19 protein-coding genes and 3 pseudogenes are annotated in these 22,871 nt (G+C 62.4%); 12 read left to right on the top strand and 10 right to left on the bottom strand.

Annotated elements, in window-relative coordinates:
• Positions 1-21: 21 nt before the first annotated feature.
• Positions 22-666: a 2-polyprenyl-3-methyl-6-methoxy-1,4-benzoquinone monooxygenase gene (coq7, locus tag ACQVLG_RS11760; protein ID WP_230541585.1), complete on the bottom strand. Its 645-nt coding sequence runs from the start codon at positions 664-666 to the stop codon at positions 22-24.
• Between the two features lie 87 nt (positions 667-753).
• Entirely contained in the window at positions 754-1,185 is a 432-nt protein-coding gene (locus ACQVLG_RS11755) for a hypothetical protein (protein WP_230541586.1), read from the bottom strand.
• A gap of 149 nt (positions 1,186-1,334) precedes the next feature.
• Between ACQVLG_RS11755 and ACQVLG_RS11750 the strand changes: the two genes are divergently transcribed.
• The 6 genes from ACQVLG_RS11750 (at position 1,335) to ACQVLG_RS11725 (ending at position 7,969) form a co-directional block, all read left to right on the top strand.
• On the top strand, positions 1,335-2,114 hold the full coding sequence (locus ACQVLG_RS11750) for an ABC transporter ATP-binding protein (RefSeq protein ID WP_230541587.1): 780 nt from the start codon (positions 1,335-1,337) through the stop codon (positions 2,112-2,114).
• Positions 2,115-2,117: 3 nt separating this feature from the next.
• Positions 2,118-3,314 carry an ABC transporter permease gene (locus tag ACQVLG_RS11745; protein WP_230541588.1) on the top strand — a complete coding sequence of 399 codons (1,197 nt, stop codon included), beginning with the start codon at positions 2,118-2,120 and terminating at the stop codon, positions 3,312-3,314.
• A gap of 181 nt (positions 3,315-3,495) precedes the next feature.
• Positions 3,496-4,389: an ABC transporter ATP-binding protein gene (locus tag ACQVLG_RS11740; RefSeq protein ID WP_035824559.1), complete on the top strand. Its 894-nt coding sequence runs from the start codon at positions 3,496-3,498 to the stop codon at positions 4,387-4,389.
• A gap of 10 nt (positions 4,390-4,399) precedes the next feature.
• A complete protein-coding gene (locus ACQVLG_RS11735) occupies positions 4,400-6,448 on the top strand; it encodes an ABC transporter permease (protein WP_474294666.1) in 2,049 nt (682 codons plus the stop codon).
• Positions 6,429-7,484 carry a hypothetical protein gene (locus ACQVLG_RS11730; protein ID WP_474294664.1) on the top strand — a complete coding sequence of 352 codons (1,056 nt, stop codon included), beginning with the start codon at positions 6,429-6,431 and terminating at the stop codon, positions 7,482-7,484. The genes ACQVLG_RS11735 and ACQVLG_RS11730 overlap by 20 nt, the downstream gene beginning before the upstream one ends.
• Entirely contained in the window at positions 7,463-7,969 is a 507-nt protein-coding gene (locus ACQVLG_RS11725; RefSeq protein WP_474294662.1) for a hypothetical protein, read from the top strand. The genes ACQVLG_RS11730 and ACQVLG_RS11725 overlap by 22 nt, the downstream gene beginning before the upstream one ends.
• A gap of 57 nt (positions 7,970-8,026) precedes the next feature.
• Here the strand turns inward: ACQVLG_RS11725 and ACQVLG_RS11720 are convergent, their stop codons facing one another.
• The 4 genes and pseudogenes from ACQVLG_RS11720 to ACQVLG_RS11705 form a co-directional block, all read right to left on the bottom strand.
• Positions 8,027-8,413: a hypothetical protein gene (locus tag ACQVLG_RS11720; protein WP_230541590.1), complete on the bottom strand. Its 387-nt coding sequence runs from the start codon at positions 8,411-8,413 to the stop codon at positions 8,027-8,029.
• Positions 8,414-8,591: 178 nt separating this feature from the next.
• Positions 8,592-10,057, bottom strand: a pseudogene (locus tag ACQVLG_RS11715) (catalase).
• A 93-nt stretch (positions 10,058-10,150) separates the two neighbouring features.
• On the bottom strand, positions 10,151-10,807 hold the full coding sequence (locus tag ACQVLG_RS11710) for a DsbA family protein (protein ID WP_474294660.1): 657 nt from the start codon (positions 10,805-10,807) through the stop codon (positions 10,151-10,153).
• A 14-nt stretch (positions 10,808-10,821) separates the two neighbouring features.
• A complete protein-coding gene (locus tag ACQVLG_RS11705; protein WP_474294658.1) occupies positions 10,822-11,691 on the bottom strand; it encodes an MBL fold metallo-hydrolase in 870 nt (289 codons plus the stop codon).
• A gap of 223 nt (positions 11,692-11,914) precedes the next feature.
• Between ACQVLG_RS11705 and ACQVLG_RS11700 the strand changes: the two genes are divergently transcribed.
• From ACQVLG_RS11700 to pcaC, 4 genes are all read left to right on the top strand, one after another.
• On the top strand, positions 11,915-13,366 hold the full coding sequence (locus ACQVLG_RS11700) for an alkaline phosphatase (protein ID WP_442908087.1): 1,452 nt from the start codon (positions 11,915-11,917) through the stop codon (positions 13,364-13,366).
• A gap of 28 nt (positions 13,367-13,394) precedes the next feature.
• Positions 13,395-14,804: an alkaline phosphatase gene (locus ACQVLG_RS11695; protein WP_230541594.1), complete on the top strand. Its 1,410-nt coding sequence runs from the start codon at positions 13,395-13,397 to the stop codon at positions 14,802-14,804.
• A gap of 76 nt (positions 14,805-14,880) precedes the next feature.
• Positions 14,881-15,591, top strand: a complete 711-nt coding sequence (locus tag ACQVLG_RS11690; RefSeq protein ID WP_474294655.1) for a hypothetical protein — start codon at positions 14,881-14,883, stop codon at positions 15,589-15,591.
• A gap of 61 nt (positions 15,592-15,652) precedes the next feature.
• Positions 15,653-16,051 (top strand): 4-carboxymuconolactone decarboxylase, encoded by a 399-nt coding sequence (gene pcaC / locus ACQVLG_RS11685; RefSeq protein WP_474294653.1) that lies wholly within the window; start codon positions 15,653-15,655, stop codon positions 16,049-16,051.
• 71 nt (positions 16,052-16,122) lie between these two features.
• Here pcaC and ACQVLG_RS11680 read toward each other — a convergent pair.
• The 4 genes and pseudogenes from ACQVLG_RS11680 to ACQVLG_RS11665 all read right to left on the bottom strand — a co-directional run bounded on the left by ACQVLG_RS11680 (position 16,123) and on the right by ACQVLG_RS11665 (position 21,047).
• Positions 16,123-18,790 (bottom strand): annotated as a pseudogene (locus ACQVLG_RS11680) (DNA topoisomerase III).
• A gap of 273 nt (positions 18,791-19,063) precedes the next feature.
• Positions 19,064-19,528: a Smg family protein gene (locus tag ACQVLG_RS11675; RefSeq protein ID WP_070222738.1), complete on the bottom strand. Its 465-nt coding sequence runs from the start codon at positions 19,526-19,528 to the stop codon at positions 19,064-19,066.
• Positions 19,529-19,622: 94 nt separating this feature from the next.
• A pseudogene (gene dprA / locus ACQVLG_RS11670) lies at positions 19,623-20,733 on the bottom strand (DNA-processing protein DprA).
• A gap of 32 nt (positions 20,734-20,765) precedes the next feature.
• Positions 20,766-21,047, bottom strand: coding sequence for a hypothetical protein (locus tag ACQVLG_RS11665; protein ID WP_474294650.1), 282 nt, complete (start codon positions 21,045-21,047; stop codon positions 20,766-20,768).
• On the opposite strand from ACQVLG_RS11665, the gene def reads away from it, so the two are divergent.
• A complete protein-coding gene (gene def / locus ACQVLG_RS11660) occupies positions 21,040-21,582 on the top strand; it encodes a peptide deformylase (RefSeq protein ID WP_076568288.1) in 543 nt (180 codons plus the stop codon). The two genes, ACQVLG_RS11665 and def, sit on opposite strands and share 8 nt — an antisense overlap.
• 218 nt (positions 21,583-21,800) lie before the next feature.
• Positions 21,801-22,757: a methionyl-tRNA formyltransferase gene (fmt, locus tag ACQVLG_RS11655; protein WP_474294648.1), complete on the top strand. Its 957-nt coding sequence runs from the start codon at positions 21,801-21,803 to the stop codon at positions 22,755-22,757.
• Positions 22,758-22,871 lie beyond the last annotated feature (114 nt).

The raw sequence follows: 22,871 nt of genomic DNA, 5'->3' as shown, positions 1-22,871 counted from the left end.
GCTCTTCGGAGCGCCTTTGTTTTAAATATAATACGCCGTTTTTGTCATCACTTTCCCCATGATGCCCATCAACGCCTTCACGGGCGCCGGGGTATCGATGGCGCCCAGTCGCTGGGCGGCGGCGCCGTGTTCCACCTCGTCGATGGCCATCTGCTTGACGATGGCGCGCGATTTGGCGTCCTGCGGGGGCAATTCCTGCAAATGGCTGGCCAGGTGCGCTTCCACCTGGCGTTCCGTTTCCACCACAAAACCCAGGCTGCGGCCGTCGCCCATGCGCGCGGCGATGGTGCCCAGCGCAAACGAACCCGCATACCACAGGGGATTGAGCAGGCTCAGACGCGAGCCCAGCTCCGTCAGGCGCTGCGCCGTCCAGGCCAGGTGGTCTTCCTCTTCGCGGCCCGCCTCGTCGAACTGGGCGCGGATGGCCGGGCTGTGCGCATAGCGGGCCTGCGAGTTGTACAAGGCTTGCGCGCAGACTTCGCCCACATGGTTGACGCGCATCAAGCCGGCGCTGTGGCGCTGCTCAGCCGGGCTCAGTTGCGCATCGGGCGCGTGCGCGGCAGGCGTGGGGCGCGAGGCCGAGGCCACGCCCGCGATCACGCGCAAGGCCTTGTCGGCGCCGACAATCAAACGATCCAGGGGGTCAAAATGGCGGTTCGCGGTCATCGTGGCTATGCTCATGAGTAGTAAAACATGAATTATAGGACGATCAGGGCCGGCCGTACCCACGCCGCGCGCAGGGCGAACGGGGCTTTATTGACTTGTGCGCGCTTTTTCCTGCTCGATCCAGTCCACCACGGGGCCGACGGCATCGAGGCCGGACAGGCTTTTCGCCACGCCCAGGTTCAATGAAATCAGGAAGGAAATGCTGTCGACGGGGATGTCCGGGCAATATTCGGCAAACGCGGCGCGAAAACGCTCCGATTGCAAGACACGCAAGACTTTCTCGCCGCTCATGAATTGCAGCACGCTGGCGATGCTGTGCCCGCCGCCTATCGAGTGATAGATAAAACGGTTGTATTGCGCGTCGATCTGCTTGAAATCGAGGGTTTCTTCCGTCATCAGGCCGGCCAGGTAGTACAGGCCCAGGCTGACGCGGAAGAAACCGATGGCTTCGGCGCTGGTCATGCCGGCGCGGGCCACGGCCAATACCTTGTCCTGCATCGCCTGATCGATCGTTTGCATTGCGCTCTCCCGCGCCGTCCGCCGGCGCCCACCGGGCCAGCTTGCATGAAGATGCTGTTTTTTTCAATAGACCAAACGATATTTCCACCTTGCAAGTTACATTTTTTGCATGCTACTCTTGTTTCTTCACCGTTGAATGGATGAAGCACATGATAGAGGTCAAGCACCTGGCAAAACGTTTCCGCATGCCGCCCCACAAGGGCAAGGGCGTGCACGTCAGCGATCCGCGCGAACACGAGGGCTGGTTTCATGCCGTGCGCGACGTCAGTTTCAGCTGCGCGCCCGGCGAAGTGCTGGGCCTGCTGGGCCCGAATGGCGCCGGCAAGACGACCACCCTGCGCCTGCTGTCGACGGCCTTGCAGGCGGACGCGGGCAGCGCCCTCGTCAACGGCGTCGACGTGCTGCAGCAACCGCTGGTGGCGCGCCAAAGCATCGGTTTCCTGTCCGGCTCGACAGGCTTGTATGGCCGCCTGACGGCGCGCGAGAACGTGGAATACTTTGGCCGACTGCACGGCATGCCGGCCGACAAGCTGAAACGCCGCTGCGACGAGCTGTTTTCCCTGCTGCAGATGGAGGAATACGGCGGCAAACGGGCCGATCAGTTGTCGACGGGCATGAAACAGAAGTGTGCGATCGCCCGCACCGTCGTGCACGAGCCGCAGGTGGTCATCCTCGACGAGCCGACGACGGGCCTGGACGTGATGTCGGCCAAGATCCTGCTCGACTTCATCGCCAGCTACAAGGCGCTGCGCGTGCCGCTGATCTTTTCCACGCACCACCTGCACGAGGTGGAAAAGCTGTGCGACCGCGTCTGCATCATCAACCGCGGCACCACCGCCTTCAACGGCACCGTCGACGAGCTGCGCCACCTGGGCGGCAGCGCAGACTTGTACGACGCCTTCGTCAGCGTCATCAACCGGGGAACCTGAGCCATGTGGACCATTTATCTGAAAGAGTTGCTGGAGCTCACGCGCGACCGCAAGACGCTGATCTTCACCATTCTGATCCCCATCTTTGCCATGCCGCTGATCTTTGGCGGCTTTGCCTATGTCTCGAACAATATGTTCAAGAACGCCAAGACGGCGGAAATGCGCTACGCCCTGTTCGGCAAGGACCATTCGCCGGGCTTGAGCACGCGTTTTGCCCAGCAGCACAACCTGCGCGAAGTGCCGCTGGCCAGCGAGGGGGAGATCCGCCGCGCCATCGGCGACGACACCATCAAGTTTGCCGTCGTCATCCCGCCCCGCTTTGAAGAGGCGCTGCAGCAACGGCAACAGGCCAAGGTGGTACTGCACTACAACAGCGCCAGCACGGTCGACGTGACCCAGCAGCGGGTGCGCGAGATCGTCGACACCTATAACGCCAGCCTGCGCGAAGGGGCGCTGTCGGCCCTGAACCTGAGTCCGGCCCAGCTGGCCTTTGCCCTCAATCCCATCGTGCTCGACAAGCAATCGACGGCCAACGAGCGCGAGCAGATGGGCGCCATCGTCGGCGGCATGCTGCCGTATCTGCTGCTGATGGTGTGCCTGACGGCGGCCATGTACCCGGCCATCGACCTGGGCGCCGGCGAAAAGGAGCGGGGCACGCTGGAAACCCTGCTGCTGGCGCCCGTGCCGCGCAGCGCCATCGTACTGGCCAAATTCCTCGTGCTGTTTACCGTCGGCATGACTTCGGCCGTGCTGATGGTGGGCAGCATGGGTGCCCTGCTGGCCATCTTCGGCAGTTCGCTGGAAGGCAACATGGCCGTCATGGTGCGCAGCATCGGCTTGCCCGACCTGGCCATGGTGACCCTGATGCTGGTGCCGACGGCCGCCATCTTCGCCTCGCTGCTGCTGTCGATCTCGATCTACGCGAAAAGCTACAAGGAAGCGGCCGGCATGATCACGCCATTGATGCTGTTCGTCATCCTGCCCACCGTGGCGGCCATGCTGCCCGGCGTCGAACTGAACTGGATGTGGGCCATGGTGCCGCTGACCAACGTGTCGCTGGCCATGAAGGAACTCGTGAAAGGCACCATGGATTACCGCATGTTCGGCGTCATCCTGGCCTCGACCACGGTCATCGCTGGCGCGCTGCTGATGCTGTGCCGCTGGTGGTTTAACCGGGAATCGGTATTGTTCCGCAACTGATACTCGCAGGACGCGCCGGAAACAGCACCTCCGGCGCGCCGTCCACTCCCGCCAATTGCACTCTGGCCACGCGAAAATGCCGTGTATCGCATGCAACTGCCCAGTACGTCTTAAATTCAATACAATGCCAGCATAGAGAAGCCCTGCACCATCGGGCTGCAACGCATGAGTCAGGAGTTGTATGGAATTGCAGATTCGCAAATTGTCGAAAACCTACGCGAATGGCGTGGTAGCGCTGGATAACGTGTCGCTGACGATACCGCCCGGGATGTTCGGCTTGCTGGGCCCGAACGGCGCCGGCAAGTCGACCCTGATGCGCACCCTGGCCACCCTGCAGGAATGCGATTCCGGCTCCATCTTCTTCGGCGACTACGACGTGCTCGACGACAAGGACGAGATCCGCCGCATGCTGGGCTACCTGCCGCAGGACTTCGGCCTGTACCCGAAAGTGACGGCCTACGAGCTGCTCGACCACTTCGCCACCTTGAAAGGGCTGTCGCAGCGGGCGCGCCGGCGCGAAGTCGTCGATGGCCTGTTGCAGCAAACCAATTTGTTCGACGTGCGCCACCAGCGCCTGGGCAGCTTTTCCGGCGGCATGCGCCAGCGCTTCGGCATCGCGCAAGCCCTGCTGGGCGACCCGAAACTGATCATCGTCGACGAGCCGACGGCCGGCCTCGACCCGCAGGAGCGGGTCCGCTTCCATAATCTGCTGTCCGACATCGGCGAAGACAAGACGGTGATCCTGTCAACCCATATCGTCTCCGACGTGGCCGACCTGTGCGCCAACATGGCCATCATCAACAAGGGCCATTTGCTGCTGTGCGGCAAGACCCAGGAACTGATCGACGAAGTCAGCTGCAAAATCTGGGCGCGTTTTGTCGAAAAGAAAGAACTGGCCAGCTTCCAGCAGCGCCACGCCGTCATTTCCACGCGCCTGCTGTCGGGCCGCACCCTGATCCACGTCTACAGCGACGACGACCCGGGCGACGGCTTCGAGGAAGCCATCGGCGACCTGGAAGACCTGTATTTCGCCACCATTGCCGGGCGCCACCGCGTCGCCCCGCAGTGCGACTGAGGGGGCAGCCATGTTTGCCATCGCCCGCTTTGAAGCGCGACAGCGGCTCAAGCTGCTGTCCACCTGGGTGTATTTCGCCATGTTTTTGGCGCTGGCCATGCTGTGGATGGCGGCCGCCGGCGGCGTCTTCAAGGAAGCGAGCATCAGTTTCGGCGGCAAGTTCCTGATCAACGCGCCCCGCTCGCTGGCGTTCACATGCAGCCTGCTGGGCTGCTTCGGCGCCGTGGTGGTGGCCGCCATGATGGGCCGCTCGGTGCAGCAGGATTTCGAGTACGGCATGCAGCATTTCTTCTTCAGCGCGCCGATCAAGAAATACCAGTACGTGTTCGGCCGCTTCCTCGGCGCCTGGCTGGTGCTGGCCGTGGTGTTTTCCAGCATCGTCATCGGCGCCTGGCTGGGCGCCTGGCTGCCCGGCATCGATCCCGAACGGCTGGGGCCGCAACGGGCGCTGGCCTACCTGATGCCCTACGTCTTTACCCTGCTGCCGAACCTGTTCATCTTCGGCGCCATCTTCTTCGTCATCGCGGCCCTGACGCGGCGCATGCTGCCCGTGTACATCAGCTCGGTAGTCATGCTGATCGGCTACCTGGTGGCGCCGTCGCTGGCGCGCGACCTCGACTACAAGACCCTGGCCGCCCTGATCGACCCGTTCGGCACGACGGCGCTGATACGCCTGACGGAATACTGGCCGAACGCGGAGCGCAACACGCGCCTGGTGACGCTGGAAGGCGTGTACCTGCTGAACCGCGCCATCTGGTCCGGCTTCGCCCTCGTGGCCTTGCTGCTCGGCTACTGGCGCTTCCAGTTCCATGCGACGACGGACGCGGGCGCCACCCGGCGCCGCAGCGACGGCGAGGCGCCGCAGCGCCTGTCGAACGCTTCGCTGTCCACGCAGGAAACACCGGACTTCGCGCAGCGCAACCTGGCTACCCTGCTCCTCAAGATGAGCTGGCTGAACCTGCGCGAAACCATCAAGAACATTTATTTTGTCGTCATCGTGCTGGCCGGCGTGCTGACCATGTATGCGGGCGCGCTGGACATGGGCTCCATCTACGGCACGAATACGTATCCCGTGACGGAAAAGGTGCTGGACATGGTCAGCGCCTCGTTCGCCCTGTTCATGCTGATCATTACCACCTTCTATGCGGGCGAACTGGTGTGGCGCGAACGCGAGGCGGGCACGCATCTGATGCTCGACGCCCTGCCCGTGCCGAACTGGCTGCCCCTGCTGTCGAAACTGTTCGCCCTGATCGGCCTGCAAGCCTTGCTGAGCCTGATCATCATGCTGTGCGGCATGTCGATCCAGGTCTTCAAGGGCTATTACCGCCTCGATCCGGGCCTGTACGTGGAATCGCTGTTCCTGTCGCACCTGCCCTACTATGCGCTGATCGCCGTGCTGGCCATTTTCTTGCAGGTATTGATCAATCACAAGTACCTGGCGTATTTCGCCATGATTTTGTACCACATCGCCAGCGTCAGCTTTGCTTCGCTGGGCCTGGGCGACCCGCTGCTGCTGTACGGCAGTACGCCTGACTTCGTGTATTCGGCCATGAACGGCGCCGGCCACTATGTGTTGCGCGAGCGCTGGTACTTGCTGTACTGGAGCGGCGCGGCCGTCATGCTGACGGTGCTGTCACTGCTGTTCTGGCCCCGCGGCGCGCAGGACAGCTGGCGCATCCGCCTGCGCCTGGCGCGCCACGGCCTGACGCAGGGCGTGCTGGCCAGCTTTGCCATCGGCGCTGTGATCTTCGTCAGTAGCGGTGCCGTGCTGTTCTACGTCTTCCACGTGGCCAACGACTACAAGTCCGACTATGCGCGCGACGCGGACCGCGCCAGTGTCGAGCGCCAGTACCGCAAGTTTGCCGCCACGCCACAGCCGCGCATCACCGACGTGAAACTCGACGTGGCCATCTACCCGGCGCAGCGAACGCTCATCGTTACGGGCCGCTACATGCTGCAAAACAAGACCAGCCTGCCGATCAGCCACATTTTTGTGCAGCAAGACCCGACCGCGACCACGCCTGCGTTTCGATGCGCGCGTGCATCCCGGCCTCGATGACGGCAAGCTGGGCTTCTATAGCTACCGCCTGGCCGCGCCGCTGGCGCCGGGCGCCACCCTGGGCCTCGATTTCGACATCCGCTATGCGCCGCGCGGCATCTTCGGCCTGGGCCAGGACACGCCCGTGGTGGCCAACGGCACCTTCTTCACGAATGCCGTGCTGCCGCACATCGGCTACCAGCCGCAGCTGGAACTGACGGATCCGCGCGACCGCAAGAAACACGGCTTGCCCGCGCGCGAACGGGCCTTGCCGCGCGACGATGCGAAGGGACTGGCCGACAACTACGTCAGCAACGACGCCGACCGCATCCGTTTTGATGCCACCGTCAGCACCGTGGACGGCCAGACGGCCATCGCGCCGGGCATGCTGGACAACGACTGGATCGCCAAGGGCCGCCATTACTTCCATTACACGATGGACCAGCCGATCCTGAACTTCTACTCGTTCCAGTCTGCCCGCTACGCCGTCAGGCACGAGCGCTGGCAAGACGTGGCCATCGACGTGTATTACCACCCGGGCCATGAATACAACCTCGATCGTTTCGTGCGCGGCAGCAAGGAAGCGCTCGAGTACTACACGAAGAACTTCGGCCCCTACCAGCACAAGGTCTTGCGCATCGTCGAGTTCCCCCGCTATGCCACGTTTGCGCAATCGTTCCCGAACACGATTCCATACTCGGAAGGCCTGGGCTTCATCGCCAGGGTGGACGACAAGAATCCGAAAGACCTCGATTATCCGTTCTACGTCACGGCGCATGAAGTGGCGCACCAGTGGTGGGCGCATCAATTGGTGGGCGGCAATACGCGGGGCGCCACCGTGCTCAGCGAAACCCTGGCCGAATACTCTGCCCTGATGGTGATGAAGAAAACCGCGGGGCCGGCCAAGATGCGCCGCTTCCTGCGCTATGACCTGAATCAATACCTGATGGGACGCAGCGAAGAGCGCAAGAAGGAACTGCGCTGGCCGAGAATGAAAACCAGACTTACATCCATTACAACAAGGGCAGCCTGGCCATGTACTTGCTGCAGGACATGATCGGCGAAGACAAGGTCAACGGCGTGCTGCGCGAGCTGCTCAAGACCTACGGCCAGAAAGGCCCGCCGTATGCGAGCGTGACGGCGCTGATAACCGGCTTGCGCCAGGTCACGCCGCCCGAGCAGGCTTACCTGATCGACGACCTGTTCGAGAAAATCGTGCTGTTCGACAACCGCGCCCTGTCGGCCACGGCCGTCAAACGCAGCGACGGCAAGTACGCCGTCACCATCAAGGTGCAGGCAAGCAAATTGACGGCCGGCGAACAGGGCGAGGAACACGACGCTCCGCTGCACGACTGGATCGAGATCGGCGTCGATGACGCGAATGGCCATCCGCTGCTGCGCGAACGCCAGCGCATGACGGCACGCGAAGCGAGCTACACCGTCATCGTCGGCAGCCGGCCCGGCAAGGCGGGCATCGATCCCGACAACAAGCTGATCGACCGCAAGCCGGACGACAATATGGTCACCGTCGAACTCGACTAACCATGACGAAAAATGGCCACCCTGAACAGGTGGCCATTTTTTTGTGTCACACGGGAATCAGGCTGCGGCGCAGCGCGTCACCAGACTCAGGCTGATGCCCATTTCCGTCAGATGCTGCATGTCGGCCAGGGTGAGGTCGAGCGGCGCGTCGACCGTGTCGTCGCCGCTCAGTTCCAGTTGCAGCTCGGCAACGATGCGCGGCATGGTGAAGCTGACGCCGCGCGAGCGGCATTCGGCCAGGTAGCTGCGTATGCGCGAGGGCAACACTTGCGACTTGGGCGCTTGCGCGATGAGTACTTCGAAGCCGGAATCGAGATGCACGCGGCCCGCCACGCCCTTCGCCTCGCCCTTGCGCCATTGCCGTTCCGGATCCGTGGGCAAGACTTCGAGGATGGATTTGAGCGTGGGGTCGTCCCCATGCACCGACAGCTTCGCCATATTCATATTACAAGACTTTCTAGTCAGGACGCCGCCAGGGAGGCGGCGCGATCATCAGACCGACAAGTCTACGCATGGAAGGCAAATATGTCCATACGGCAATATTTGGCATCCAGCTCTAATAAACGCTCATTTGTGCTGCATCAAACAGGCGGAACAAGCTTGTTCCGCCTGCCACACACCATTACAGTGCCGCGCCGCGCGCCTGCAAGGCGGTCCGCACGCCGGCGCCGTAGGCGGGGTCGGCCTGGTCGAAGTGACCGAGCTGACGCTGCAAGGTTTCCGCACGTACCTGGCTCAACGGTCCTGCCAGGTTGTCGAACAGGTTTTGCTTCGCCTGGGCGGACATCAGGCGGAACAGATTGCCGGCCTGCGTGTAATCGTCTTCCACGCCGCGCCCATCGTAGCGCGCCGCGCCGCCGTCCAGCGCCAGCGCCGGCTCGCCATGGCCCAGCCCTTGCGGCGCGCTGCCTGCCGCCGCCACGTTCGCGTAGTTCTGCGCCGAACTGCCATTGTGGATGGCCATGCCGCCGTCGCGCTGCTGGTTGTGGAAGGGGCAGCGGGCCGCATTCACGGGCAGATGCTGGTGGTTCGTGCCGACGCGGTACAGCTGGGCGTCGTGGTAGGCGAACAGCCGGCCTTGCAGCATCTTGTCCGGCGAGTACCCCATGCCGGGCACGGCATTGGCCGGCGAAAAGGCGGCTTGCTCGACTTCCGCGTGGTAATTGTCCGGGTTGCGGTTCAGCTCAAAAATACCGACCGGCAACAGCGGGAAGTCCCCATGCGGCCACACTTTCGTCAGGTCGAACGGATTCCAGCCCGTGCGCTGTTCCCATGCGTCGAGTTGCTCCTGCGTCGCCACCTGCAGCTTGACTTCCCACTGGGGGAAATCGCCGCGCGCGATGGCGCCGAACAGGTCGCGCTGGGCGTAGTCGGGATCGGCCCCGGCCAGGCGGCCCGCTTCCGCCGCAGGTAAATTCTTGATGCCCTGGCGGCGCGTCTTGAAGTGCCATTTCACGTACACGCGCTGGCCGTCGGCATTGATCAGGCTATACGTGTGGCTGCCGAAGCCATCCATGTGGCGGTAGCCGTCCGGCGTGCCGCGGTCCGAGAACAGCATGGTGACCTGGTGCAGGCTTTCCGGCGCATGGCTCCAGAAGTCGAACATCATCTCGGCCGATTTCAGATTGCTTTGCGGATCGCGCTTTTGCGTGTGGACAAAATCGGGGAACTTGATCGGATCCTTGATGAAGAACATCGGCGTGTTGTTGCCGACCAGATCCCAGTTGCCCTCTTCCGTATAGAAGCGCACGGCGAAGCCGCGCGGGTCGCGTTCCGTGTCGGCACTGCCGCGTTCGCCGCCGACGGTGGAGAAGCGGGCGAAGGTGGCCGTCTGCTTGCCCACTTCGGCAAACAATTTGGCCTTGGTGTAGCGCGAAATGTCGTGCGTGACGGTAAAGGTGCCGTAGGCGCCCGAGCCTTTCGCGTGCACGACGCGCTCGGGATGCGCTCGCGGTTGAAATGCTGGAGTTTTTCGATCAGGTGGAAGTCTTGCAACAGCAGGGGGCCGCGGGGGCCGGCGCTGATGGAATTCTGGTTGTCGGCGACGGGGATGCCCGAGGCGGTACTGAATGGTGGCTGTTGACTCATGGCTGCTTTTCCTTCGTTGTTGACTAATGAAACCAGTGTAACGAGGTCAACAACAAAGGAAAAGCTAATTGATTTTATCGATCCGATAGTTATTTACAATACGCAACCGTGGGCGTCGCACACGCCACCGAGCTGTGCCTGCAACTTCGCCGGCTGGCCCAGGAAGCCGCCGATATCGATCACGGACAGCTTGCCGCTGCCATCGTCGAGCACGAACGTGGGAAAGCCCTGGCCGCCCACCTGCGCCAGCAAGGCGCGGCTGGCGTCGATGTGCCGCTGCGTGGCGGCGCCCGCCTGCCGCGCATATTCCCCCCCGAATGCGGCCCCGTCCATGCCCAGCTCTTGCGCCAAGGTCACCAGCACTGGCACGTCGGCGATGCGCAAGCCGTCCACGTAATGGGCGCGCTGCACGCGCTGCAGCATGTCCAGGCCCTTGCCGGCCAGCGATTCAGCCGCCAGGATGGCCGTGATCGGCGGCTCGGAATCCATCATGGCCGTAGTGTCGTTCAGCAAGCCGTTGATATAGGCGTCGCCGAAGGGCTGGCCCGACAATTGCTCGATGCGCCGGTCATGCGGCAGCACATAGCCGCGCCAGGCGGGCGTGATCTGGCGGCGATTGCTGCCCGTCATCATCCCGCCGCCGTGGAACGCCACCGCCAGGCCGGGCACGGCGCGCGCCGCCTCGACCAGCGGCGCGGCGCCGTAGCACCAGCCGCACAGCGGGTCGAAAATGTAGTGCAGTGTGGGCATGCCGGCCTTGCCGCTTACCATTTCATTTCGCCTTTTGCCACTTTGGCGCTGGTCTCCAAAGCACCATCCAGGCCCAGCTGCGGATAGCGCGTTTTCATCGCTTCGATCAGGGCGGCGGAATTGGCTGCCTTGGCCGTTTCCCCTTCAAACGTCACCAGGTAGTCGCGCGTAAAGCCGATGCTGTCGGGCGCCAGGGGCGAACCCACCTTGAAGTGGCCGGGCACGACGGTGACAGGTTTCAGGGCGGCGATGCCATCGAGCGTCTTGAGCCAGTCCTGGCGCGATTGCAGGCTTTGCGTATCGGCCGTCCACACGTGCAAGTTGCCAAACAGCACCACGCCGCCGACGACGGCCTTGATCGATGGAATCCACACATAGGTGCGCGCCGGCGTCGGGCCGGCGATGTCCAGCGACTGGCCTTCCAGGCTGATGCGCTTGCCCTTCAAGGCTTCGGGGATGACGATGGCGTGCGGCGCATTGTCCTTCAAAATCGGGCCCCAGTAGGCGACCTTGGCGTCAGCCTTGCGGCGGATTTCCGCGACGGTTTCCGGCGTGGCAACGATTTTCGCCTGCGGGAACGCTGCCTTGATCACGTCGAGGCCGAAGTAAAAATCGGGATCGCTGTGGCTGATATAGACCGTCGTCAGTTTCTTGCCGCTGGCGCGGATCTTTTCCACCAGCTTTTGCGCTTCGGCGCGCGAAAACTGCGCATCGATCAGCACGGCGTCATGCTTGCCCGCAACCAGCACGGAAGCGACGGGGAAAATCGCCGCTTCGCCCGGGTTGAATACTTCCAGGCTCAGGGGAGCGCTGGCGGCGGCCGAGGCGGCGCCGGCGGCAAACAGGGTGGAAACAAGAACGCTGCTGATGGATTTGGAGAACATGATCTGCCTTCACAAGATGATTGGGATGAGGGCATCTTACGTTGCTTTATTCGGTAGAAAAACCCGTTAAAACGCAATTGTTTGTTGCTTATTTCGATTTAATAAGACACTGGCAAGCACGCCGCCGTGCGCACCGGCGTGGCCAAATGTGTCACAGCGTCATGATGGTGTCACATTGCATTGTTATCCTGCCAGCTCTTTCAAACCTAGCCGGATGAACCACATGACACGCAGAAAAATTTCCGTCGCTGGCTGCAGCGTCGCCATCACCCTGATGCTGGCCGCCTGCGGCAGCGATGCCAAAAAAGAAGAGGTAGTGGCTGAAGCGCCGCCGAAAAACGTCATCTTCTTCCTCGGCGATGGCATGGGCCTGACCACCATGACGGCCGCGCGCATCTATTCGGTGGGCGAAGAAGGTGCGCTGACCATGGACACCTTGCCGGAAACGGCCTTCGTGAAAACGTTCTCGAACGACGCGCAAGTGACGGACAGCGCGCCATCGATGGCCGCCTACATGACCGGTGTCAAGATGAACAATGAAGTCATCTCGATGTCGGCCAACACGCTCGCCATCGACCCGGGCACGGATGCGAACGGCAACAAGCTGGTCAACAAATGCGGCACCGGCAACGGCACGCCCGCCACCACCCTGCTGGAACTGGCCAAGGCCAAGGGCTTTGCCGCCGGCGTCGTCAGCACGGCGCGCGTGACGCACGCCACGCCGGCCGCGACCTATTCGCACATCTGCCACCGCGACCTGGAAAATGATATCGCCGCCGCCCTGGTACCGGGCGGCACGGGCTACAACAGCGCGCTGGGCACCACCGGCCTGGAAGTGGTCCTCGGTGGCGGCGCGCAATTCTTCAAGCCGTTCAAGGATGGCGGCAAGCGTTCCGACGGCCGCGACCTGGTCGCCGAACTGAAAGCGAAGAGCTACACGGTGGCCAACACGGGCGCCGACTTCAAGGCCGTCGATGCGGCCAAGACGGAGCGTTTGTTCGGCGTGTTCACGTCCAGCCACATGAGCTACGACCTGGACCGCGACGCAAGCAAGGAACCGAGCCTGGCGGAAATGACCACCAAGGCCATGGACGTGCTGGCCAAGAACAAGAAGGGTTACTTCCTGATGGTCGAAGGCGGCCGCATCGACCATGCGCTGCACGAAACGACGGCCAAGAAAGCGCTGCAAGATACGGTCGCTTTCGACAACGCCATCAAGGCCGCCATCGAGAAAGCCAAGCTGACCGACCCGACCCTGGCCAATACCCTGATCGTCGTCACGGCCGACCATGACCACACCCTGGTGCTGAACGGCTACGCCAAGCGCACGGGCAAGACGGCTGCCGGCAACCCTGGCGTGCTGGGCGTGGTGAAAAACTACGTCACCGGCGCGGTCGAGAAAGACCTCGATGGCGCACCGTACTCGATCATCGGCTTCGGCAATGGCGAAAACCGCACCCAATCGAGCCGCGCCGCCATGGCCAGCCTCGATGAAACCGTCACCAGCGCCAATATGTACCATCAGGAAGCGGTGATCCGCACTGCGATCGGCAATGAAACCCACGGCGGCACCGACGTCTTCCTGGGCGCCATCGGCAAGGGTTCGGAAACCTTCCTGGGCACCATCGACAACACCAAAGTATTCGGCCTGGTCAAGACCGCCGGCGGTCTGTAATCCCAAGAGACAAGAATTGGACAAGCACATGAAACTCGCATTGAAACCCGCCCTGAAACTCTCCCTGCTGACCACGCTCGTGGCCGCCAGCGTTGCCAGCGCCTACGCCGCCGACGCCAAGAACGTCATCTTCTTCCTCGGCGACGGCATGGGCCCGTCCGTCGTGACGGCGGCGCGCATCTACCAGTACAAGGAAGAAGGCAGCCTGACGATGGATACGCTGGAACGCACGGCGCGCATCAAGACGTACTCGCACGATGCGCAAACGACGGACAGCGCGCCATCGATGGCCGCCTACATGACCGGCGTCAAGATGAACAATGAAGTCATCTCGATGGCGCAGGACACGATCGCCAAAGAGCCCGGCCGCGACGCCAACGGCAACCTGGGCGTGGACAACTGCCCGGCCACCGACAAGAGCGTGCCGACCATACTGGAACTGGCGAAAGCCAAGGGCAAGGCCGTGGGCGCCATCACCACCACGGAACTGACGCACGCCACGCCGGCGACGACGTTCTCGCACATCTGCAACCGCAATGCGCAATACGCGATCGCTGCACAAACGGTACCGGGCGGCACGGGCTACAACGCGGCCTTGGGCGATGGCGTCGACGTGCTGATGGGTGGCGGCCGCAACCACTTTACGCCTTGGTCGGCCAGCAACAAGTATGGCCGCGCCGATGGCCGCAACCTGTTGACGGAATTGGCCGCCAAGGGCTACACCGTGGCCGCCAACAAGGCGGAAATGGCGGCGGCGCAGAGCGGCAAGAAATTCATCGGCCTGTACAGCACCCGCAGCCACCTGGAATATGAACTGGACCGCACGGCCACGCCGCCGCTGGGCGAAGGCGCGACCCAGCCTAGCCTGTCGGAAATGACGCTGAAAGCCATCGACTTGCTGTCGAAAAACGCGAACGGCTACTTCCTGATGGTCGAAGGCGGCCGCATCGACCACGCCTTGCATGGCACCAATGCCAAGCGCGCGCTGACGGATACCATCGCCTTCGACGACGCCATCAAGGCCGCCATCGACAAGATCAAGGAAACCGATCCCAAGCTGGAAAATACCCTGATCGTCGTCACGGCCGACCATGACCACACCCTGGCGTTCAACGGCTACGGCAAGCGCGGCAACCATATCCTCGACATCAACCGCGGCTACAAGGATAACCAGCCAAGCAAGGATGCGGACGGCAATACCTACACCACCCTGGTGTTCGGCAATGGCCCGAACCGCCCTGCCCTGCGCAGCAACGTCGACAGCGCCACGGCCCTGAAAGACAATTACCTGCAAGAAACAGGCGTGCGCCTGTCCAGCGAAACCCACGGCGGCGGCGACGTCAAGCTGCTGGCCACGGGCGCCGGCGCCAAGGCTTTCAAGGGCACCCTGGACAACACCAAGGTGTTTGACTTGCTGAAGGCGGCCTTCGGCTTCTGATCCACATCAACACGGTAACCCCACCGGGGCGGATGGCAATCTTGCCTTCCGCCCCTCTGCACGTAAAGGCAACACCATGAAACCGACCCTGATCGCCATCCTCCTCGCCGCCGGCTTCGCGGGTACCGCGCAAGCGGCCGCCCCTGCCGACCTGGACCTGGGCATCACCTACTACAGCCGCGTGCTGACGCCGGAAGGCGTGACGCGCGAAAGCCGCTACGAAGAAAAGATGCTGCGCCGCCCCGGCCACGTGTGGGTCGAGCGCGTGCTGGCACCGGCGACGGACGCGCATGCCGGGCACAAGCATGGCGAAAACACCAAGGTGGCCCTGAAAGCCACGCAGCATGACCACAAGCACTTCAATCCCGTGCTGATACCGCGTCACGTGATGCTGGAAAAGAACACCGTGCGCGTGGAATACATCGATGCGCACGACAAGATCGTCGTCTCGATTCCGAAGGCCGAATACGAAAACGTCAATTTCGACGGTTCCTGGGAAAACAGTTTTTATCTGCTCGACCCGAAACTGGTGGCCGCCATGCCCCTGTCGAAGCAGGCATCGAACGTGACGGGCGCGCGCTGGCGCGAAGTGGAAAAGAATGGCGTGTTCCAGCGCATCCTGTGGGATGAGCAAAAACAGATTCCGCTGATCATCGAAAGCGGCGACCGCGCCAACACTTTTTATCGCCGGGTCGACGTCAAGCTGCAGCCGACCGTCAGCAAGGCGCAGCCGTGGGCGAATTTGCAGCATTACGCGCAGCGCGAATACTCGGACTACCTGGACTAAGCTTGACCACCCCATGCCCGCTCGCTAGTATCTGAACAGAGTATTCCACAGGGAGCGCGGCATGGATGAACAATTCGAGAATGGTTTGCGCATGCGCAAACAAGTGATGGGCGACGCCTTTGTCGAGCGCGCCTTTGCCCAGGTCGACGCCTTCACGGCGCCCTTGCAGGACTTCGTCACGCGCAACGCCTGGGGCACGACCTGGTGCCGCGATGGCCTGGATTTAAAGACGCGCAGCCTGGCGACGATCGCCATGCTGACGGCCCTGGGCCGCGCCCAGGAGCTGCGCGGCCACGTGCGCGGCGCCGTCAACAATGGCGCTTCCATGCAGGAAATCCAGGAAGTGCTGCTGCACGCGGCCGTGTATTGCGGCATGCCGCTGGCCATCGACGCCTTCCGCTCGGCGCATGACGTGCTGCGGGAAATGGGTCTGGTGGCGCCGGCCGCGCCGCCAGCCTGACCATTGCTCCATCAAATCGGGACGTAAAAAAAGCCAGGGAAATCCCTGGCTTTTTTCTGGCTGGCGCCGGATTACTCGGCCGCGGCCGCCTTCTTCGCCGGCGCCTTTTTGGCAGCCGGCTTTTTCACGGCCGTGGCCTTCTTCGCCGGCGCTTTCTTCACGGCAGCCTTCTTGACGGCCGTCTTCTTCGCTGGCGCCGCGCCTTCTTCGCCGTCGGCCTCAACGGCTGCCGCCTTCGCTTTGGCGCCCGGCTTGGCCTTGCGCTCTTCAAACTCGAAGCTCACCTTGCCATCCTTGCCCCGTACGAGGAAAGCCTTGAACGGACGGCGCGTGCGCTGCGAGACAAAGCCCGCAGCAAGTCCGTCTTGCCATCGTTGAGCAGTTTCGCCATTTGTTCCGGCAAGATTTCCTGCTGCAAGATGATGCGGCCGCTGCGGAAGTCGCATGTCTTCGGCTTGGCAACGCTGTGTTCACACACATAGGCCAGGCCCATTTCATACACGCCGGCATTGCACTTGGGGCAAGGTCCGACGGGCGTCTGGCCCGTGAAATCGACGCCTTCGCCATCTTCGCTCTCGTCGTTCTGGCCGAAATCGAATTCCAGCTTGAAATTCTTGATTTCTTCATCGCGCACGATGCGCAGGATGGCGGCGAACGGACGGCCCATCTTCGAGCGGAAGCCTTGCAGCGGGCCGATGGTACGGTCCTTCAGCAATTGCTCCACTTCGGCGATTTCGAACTGGCGCGAACCCGGTGTCTTGCTCATCGAGAATTCGCACTTGGTGCAGGCGAAACGGCGATAGTTTTCCTTCACCACGCCGCCGCAATTCGGGCATGGCGTTTCCAGGGTTGCATAGTCGCCGGGAATCGTATCGTTATCGTACTCCTTGGCGCGCTTGACGATGATTTGCGTCATCTGCGCGATTTCACGCATGAATTCTTCGCGCGAAATCTTGCCTTTTTCCATCTGCGACAGCTTGTATTCCCACTCGCCCGTCAGCTCCGGCGCCGTCAATTCATTGACGCCCAGGCCTTTGAGCAAAGTCATCAGCTGCGACGCCTTGGCCGTCGGAATCAGTTCGCGGCCTTCGCGGATCAGGTAGCGTTCCGTCAGCAAGCCCTCGATGGTGGCCGCGCGCGTCGCTGGCGTGCCAAGCCCCTTGCCGGCCATCGCATCGCGCAGCTCGTCGTCGTCGATCAGCTTGCCGGCGCCTTCCATGGCCGACAGCAAGGTCGCTTCCGTGAAGCGCGCGGGCGGCTTGGTCACCAGGCCATTCGCGTTGACGCTTTCCGTCTGCACTTTCTCGCCTTTGGCGACGGGCACCAGGTTGCCGTTGCCATTGCTTTCCTTGTCCGCGTCCGTCGACGCGCTTCCTTGCCGTAGATGGCCAGCCAGCCCGGATTGGTCATGACCTTGCCTTCAGTCTTGAACTGATGGCCGGACACTTCCGTGTAGCGCGTGGTGACCTGGAATTCCGCAGGCGGGAAGAACACGGCCATGAAGCGGCGTGTGACCAGGTCGTACAATTTCTGTTCCGGCTCGGACAGATTCTTTGGCGCGATCGTCGTCGGGATGATCGCGAAGTGATCCGAGATCTTCGTGTTGTCAAAGATGCGCTTGTTCGGCTTGACCCAGCCCTTGTCGATGATCTGCTTGGCGAACTGGTGGTAGTTGCTGTTGTCCTTGACCGTTTCCAGCGCCTGCAGCACGGTCGGCATGTAGTCTTCCGGCAGGTGGCGCGAATCGGTACGCGGATACGTCAATACCTTGTGCTTTTCGTACAGTGCCTGGGCCAGGCCCAGCGTGTTCTTGGCCGAGAAGCCGAAACGCGAGTTCGCTTCGCGCTGCAGGCTGGTCAGGTCGAACAGGCCCGGCGCCATCGAGGTGGTCGGTTTCGATTCTTCCGTGACGATGCCTTGGCGGCCGCGGCAAGCGGTGGCGATCGAGTCGGCAGCCGTCTTGCTCCACAGGCGCTCGGCGCGCTTCTCGGGGTCGTTCTCGTCCTTCTTGAACTTCGTGTCGAGCCAGCGGCCTTCATAGATGCCGGCCGCGCAGACGAATTCGGCGCGCACTTCCCAGAAGTCGCGCGGCACGAATTTTTTAATTTTATCTTCGCGTTCGACGACGATGGACAAGGTCGGCGTCTGCACGCGGCCCACGGTGGTCAGATAAAAACCGCCTTCTTTCGAATTAAACGCCGTCATGGCACGCGTGCCATTGATGCCGATCAACCAATCTGCTTCCGAACGGCAGCGGGCCGCGTCGGCCAGCGGCAGCATTTCTTCGTCGCTGCGCAGGTGCGAGAAACCGTCGCGGATGGCGCCCGGCGTCATCGACTGCTGCAGCCACAGGCGCTTGACCGGTTGCTTGGCCTTGGCGTTTTGCGCGATCAGGCGGAAAATCAGCTCGCCTTCGCGCCCCGCATCGCATGCGTTGATGAGGGTGGTAACGTCTTTGCGTTTGATCAGCTTGTTTAATACTTTGAGACGCGCTTCCGTCTTGGCGATCGGGTTCAGCGCGAAATACGGTGGAATCATCGGCAAGTGCGCGAAACTCCATTTGCCGCGCTTCACGTCGAATTCTTCCGGCACGGCGATCTCCAGCAAGTGGCCGACCGCCGACGACAGGACGTATTCATCCGATTCAAAGTACTCATCGTGCTTGGTGAAGCCGCCAAGCGTCTTCGCGATATCGTTCGCGACAGAAGGCTTCTCGGCGATGATGAGGGTTTTTGTCATATTTTTTAGTCTCGAAAAATGCTCTAGGATAGTTTCAGCATGCGCATCATACAGTGCATTGCCAGGCGCCGACGCTTTTGTCTGCGCAAGGCCTTGTGACTTGTGGTCTTGTCAAGCGGCCAATGATAAGCGCCTATTGAAGAATTCGGCAAGTTATCTGCAAGCAAGAATGCGCAGGCGCAAACACAATGGTCTGGCGTGCGCGGTGCCGCAGCATATAGTAAGGGAGATGGCGCGGCAGCGGCGCCAGGTGCGGCCAGGGGTGTTTGTATACTAGTGCAGCAGGCGCGGCGGGAGATCTTCGTCGTCGACAAACAAGTCGTCGAACATCAAGGCGTCCGGTTCCTTGCCCTGGCTCCACAGCAGCATCAGCACGATGACTTTCAGCTTGCCCAGGGACACGGGCGCCTCGTCGAGCGCCAGCGCCCGTTCGATGACGATTTCGCGCTGCAGCGGCGAAAGCACCTTGGCGCTTTCCAGAAACTGGATGAAGCCGATGGCGGCCGTGCCCAGCACGTCGCTTTCCTGCTGCACGTAGAAGCGCGTGCCGGTGGAACTGGCCGTCAGGGTTTGCTCGGCACCGGCCATGGCGTTCAAGTCCGTCAGCCACACGAGCGCTTCGGAAATCTCCACGTCGTCGAAACCGACGGCCGACAGTTTGCGCGCCAGGACTGCCGGCTCGGGGCAGGCATCGGGGCGATAGTAAGTCTCGTAGAGGTACACCAGGATATCGAACATGGCTCTACTCTAGCAGCTAAGTTCGCTAAGACACAAGGGCGCACACCGACAAAGCGCCCCCGTGCGGCAAGGCCGCCACACAAGTGACAAGCTGTCATTTGCAGCGTTGAAACAGTCCTCCCGGCAAGCGTTCCACCAGGCCGGCCAGCTCCAGCGCCAGCAATTCGCCCATCAGCGCGCCCATGGCCAGGCCGCTGCGCGCGGCCAGCGTATCGGCATCGAGGGGATCGTGGCCCAGCGCGGCCAAGAGCGGCGGTTCGTCTGCCACCGCTGGCCGCACTGGAGGAACGCCGCCCAGCCACTGCAGCTCTTGCAGCACGTCATCGGCCGACTCGACCAGCTTGGCGCCCTGCTTGATGAGCGCATGGCATGGCACCCTTGGCCAAAGTCGCATGGATGGAGCCGGGCAAGGCATACACGTCGCGCCCCTGCTCGCCGGCCAGGCGCGCCGTGATCAGGGAACCCGATTGCGCCGCCGCCTCGATCACCAGCACGCCGCGCGCCAGGCCGCCGCTGATCAGCCGGTTGCGGCGCGGAAAGTTTCCCGGCATGGCCGGCAAGCCCAGCGCGTACTCGCTGACGATGCAGCCTTGTTCGGCGATTCTTTGCGCCAGATCAAGGTTACGTCGCGGGTACACCAGATCGGCGCCCGTGCCGATCACGGCCACCGTGCCGCCCGCGCCGCGCAAGCCGCCCTCGTGCGCATGCGTGTCGATACCGAGCGCCAGCCCGGAAATGATGGTCAGGCCCGCGGCGCTCAGCGCTTGGGCGAACGCAGCCGCATTCTGCATGCCTTGCGCGCTGGCATTGCGGCTGCCGATGATGGCCACGCCAGGGCGCGCCAGCAGTTCCGCGCGCCCCCGTACATATAACAAGAGCGGCGGATCGGCGATTTCCAGCAGCAGGGGCGGATACGCGGCATCGGCCAGGGTCAGCACGGCATTGCCGGGCCGCTGCAGCCATTGCAGGGTGAGCGCCAGCTGGCTGTTGGCCAGCGGCTTGGGCGCCTGCACGATGGCGCGCGCCACGCCGGCCGGCACCACCTCGCGCAAGGCCTCGAACGGCGCGGCAAAGATATCCGGCGGCAAGCCGAAGCGGGCCAGCAAGGCGCGTGCCGCCACCGGGCCCACGCCGGGCAGATGCTGCAGGCGCAGCCAGCCCGCCAGTTCCGTGGCCGTGTCCGCCGTTGTTGCAATTGCATGCATGACAACCTCGCTGTGTACTGTGCCATTCCATGCTAGCGCCATGGCAGGCGCGCGATGCCGACGCGCGCAAGGATGCGTGCAATGGCGGCGCAAAACGGCCCGTCATCCACAGGGCCATGGGTGTCTGTGATAAAATTTCCCTTTGCAGCAAACGAATAGCGCACTGGCAAACGCATCTGCCGCGCCGTTGCGCCATACGCGCCCGACCATAGCGTACTCAAAAATAAAATAGCCCTGCCATCGTCCGCATGGCCCAGGCATGAATAATCAGGCGCACCGGCGCCCACCTTAACCAGTCGAATCCGTATGTCCATATTAAATATCCTGCGTTACCCCGATCCTCGCCTGCACACGGTCGCCAAGCCCGTCACCGAATTTGACGCGCGCCTGCAAACCCTGATCGACGACATGGCCGAAACCATGTACGACGCCCCCGGCGTCGGCCTGGCCGCGTCGCAAGTGGACGAGCATATCCAGATGATGGTGATCGACATCACCGAAGAGAAAAACCAGCTGCAAGTGTTCATCAACCCGGAAATCACCTGGGCCAGCGAAGAAAAGCAGGTCTACGACGAAGGTTGTTTGTCCGTGCCTGGCGTCTACGATGGCGTCGAGCGCCCGGCCCGCATCAAGGTGCGCGCCCTGGACCGCCACGGCAAGCAGTTCGAACTGGAAGCCGATGGCTTGCTGGCTGTCTGCATCCAGCATGAGATGGATCATCTGCTGGGCAAGGTATTCGTCGAATACCTGTCGCCGCTCAAGCGCAACCGCATCAAGACCAAGATGATCAAGGAAATCCGTGGTCTCGAGCGCGAAGCGAGCTTGCGTGCGCAGAACCGCCGTTTCTGATAACACCTGACCAAACCTACTGCGCGTCGCGACTTGCGGCTTGCGATGCTCACTGTGCTCAAGCACAGTTCCGCTTCTCAGCCACAATTCGCTTCCGCTCGCTACGGTTTTGTAAGGTGTTAAAGGAGTTTTTGCAGCACTGCTGATAGACTGACCGTAACACCATGCCAGCCTGGCGCCTCCGGCGCGGGCCTGCGCACCTCACGTCAAGGAACCATATGAAAGTGATCTTCGCAGGCACGCCTGAATTTGCCGCCACGGCCCTGAAAGACTTGCACGAAGCGGGTTTTGACATTCCGCTGGTGCTGACCCAGCCAGACCGCCCAGCCGGACGCGGCATGCAGATGCACGCCTCGGCCGTCAAGCAATATGCATTGCAGCACGGCATCGAGGTACTGCAGCCCTTGTCGCTGCGCATGGACAGCAAGGACCCGCAGCGCGCCGCCGAGGCAAAGGCGGCCCACGAACGCCTGCTGGCCACGGATTACGACGTGATGGTGGTGGCGGCGTACGGCTTGATCTTGCCGCGCAGCACGCTCGACATCAAACCCTGTATCAATATCCACGGTTCATTGCTGCCGCGCTGGCGCGGTGCGGCACCGATTCACCGCGCCATCGAGGCGGGTGACGATGAAACGGGCGTGACCATCATGCAGATGGAAGAAGGCCTCGATACGGGCCCCATGCTGGCCATCGAACGCGTCCCCATCGAGGCGGGCGACTCCACCGCCACCCTGCACGACAAGCTGGCCAGACTGGGCGGCAAGATGATCGTCGAGACCCTGCGCAAGATGCAGCAGCAGCCGCTGGAAGCCGTGCCGCAGCCGGAAGCGGGCGTGACCTATGCGGCAAAGATCGCCAAGGACGAGGCGGCGCTCGATTTCAGCCAGCCGGCGCTGGAACTGGGCCTGAAAATCCGCGCCTTCAATCCGTTTCCCGGCGCCTGCGGCCAGGTCGATGGCGTGACCGTCAAGATCTGGGCCGCCGACGTGCTCGAAGCGGACAGCAAGGAAGCGCCGGGCCAGGTGCTGGCGGCCGACGCCCAGCACGGCATCGTCGTCGCTTGCGGCAATGGCTCGCTGCGCCTGACGGAACTGCAAAAACCGGGCGGCAAGCGCTTGCCCGCAGCCGAGTTCATCAAGGGCTTCCCGCTCGAAGGCAAGCGTTTCGTTTAAGAACCTGGCGCCATAAAAAAAGGGCTTGCCGCGGCAAGCCCTTTTTACATCCAGCCCGCTGGCTTAGCGGCGCTGCACCTTCATCAGGCGTGCGCCGACGGACGACGACAGGCT

The organism is Janthinobacterium sp. TPC_1 (genome assembly GCF_056037845.1).
The sequence above is the reverse complement of the archived record's forward strand: the minus strand, read 5'-3'. Positions and strand labels throughout refer to the sequence as shown.

Excerpts from the sequence above, each read along its gene's own strand:
- coq7 (WP_230541585.1), bottom strand. The coding sequence starts at position 666 with ATGACCGCGAACCGCCATTTTGACCCCCTGGATCGTTTGATTGTCGGC.
- ACQVLG_RS11755 (WP_230541586.1), bottom strand. The coding sequence starts at position 1,185 with ATGCAAACGATCGATCAGGCGATGCAGGACAAGGTATTGGCCGTGGCC.
- ACQVLG_RS11750 (WP_230541587.1), top strand. The coding sequence starts at position 1,335 with ATGATAGAGGTCAAGCACCTGGCAAAACGTTTCCGCATGCCGCCCCAC.
- ACQVLG_RS11745 (WP_230541588.1), top strand. The coding sequence starts at position 2,118 with ATGTGGACCATTTATCTGAAAGAGTTGCTGGAGCTCACGCGCGACCGC.
- ACQVLG_RS11740 (WP_035824559.1), top strand. The coding sequence starts at position 3,496 with ATGGAATTGCAGATTCGCAAATTGTCGAAAACCTACGCGAATGGCGTG.
- ACQVLG_RS11735 (WP_474294666.1), top strand. The coding sequence starts at position 4,400 with ATGTTTGCCATCGCCCGCTTTGAAGCGCGACAGCGGCTCAAGCTGCTG.
- ACQVLG_RS11725 (WP_474294662.1), top strand. The coding sequence starts at position 7,463 with ATGTACTTGCTGCAGGACATGATCGGCGAAGACAAGGTCAACGGCGTG.
- ACQVLG_RS11720 (WP_230541590.1), bottom strand. The coding sequence starts at position 8,413 with ATGAATATGGCGAAGCTGTCGGTGCATGGGGACGACCCCACGCTCAAA.
- ACQVLG_RS11710 (WP_474294660.1), bottom strand. The coding sequence starts at position 10,807 with ATGCCCACACTGCACTACATTTTCGACCCGCTGTGCGGCTGGTGCTAC.
- ACQVLG_RS11705 (WP_474294658.1), bottom strand. The coding sequence starts at position 11,691 with ATGTTCTCCAAATCCATCAGCAGCGTTCTTGTTTCCACCCTGTTTGCC.
- ACQVLG_RS11700 (WP_442908087.1), top strand. The coding sequence starts at position 11,915 with ATGACACGCAGAAAAATTTCCGTCGCTGGCTGCAGCGTCGCCATCACC.
- ACQVLG_RS11695 (WP_230541594.1), top strand. The coding sequence starts at position 13,395 with ATGAAACTCGCATTGAAACCCGCCCTGAAACTCTCCCTGCTGACCACG.
- ACQVLG_RS11690 (WP_474294655.1), top strand. The coding sequence starts at position 14,881 with ATGAAACCGACCCTGATCGCCATCCTCCTCGCCGCCGGCTTCGCGGGT.
- pcaC (WP_474294653.1), top strand. The coding sequence starts at position 15,653 with ATGGATGAACAATTCGAGAATGGTTTGCGCATGCGCAAACAAGTGATG.
- ACQVLG_RS11675 (WP_070222738.1), bottom strand. The coding sequence starts at position 19,528 with ATGTTCGATATCCTGGTGTACCTCTACGAGACTTACTATCGCCCCGAT.
- def (WP_076568288.1), top strand. The coding sequence starts at position 21,040 with ATGTCCATATTAAATATCCTGCGTTACCCCGATCCTCGCCTGCACACG.
- ACQVLG_RS11665 (WP_474294650.1), bottom strand. The coding sequence starts at position 21,047 with ATGGACATACGGATTCGACTGGTTAAGGTGGGCGCCGGTGCGCCTGAT.
- fmt (WP_474294648.1), top strand. The coding sequence starts at position 21,801 with ATGAAAGTGATCTTCGCAGGCACGCCTGAATTTGCCGCCACGGCCCTG.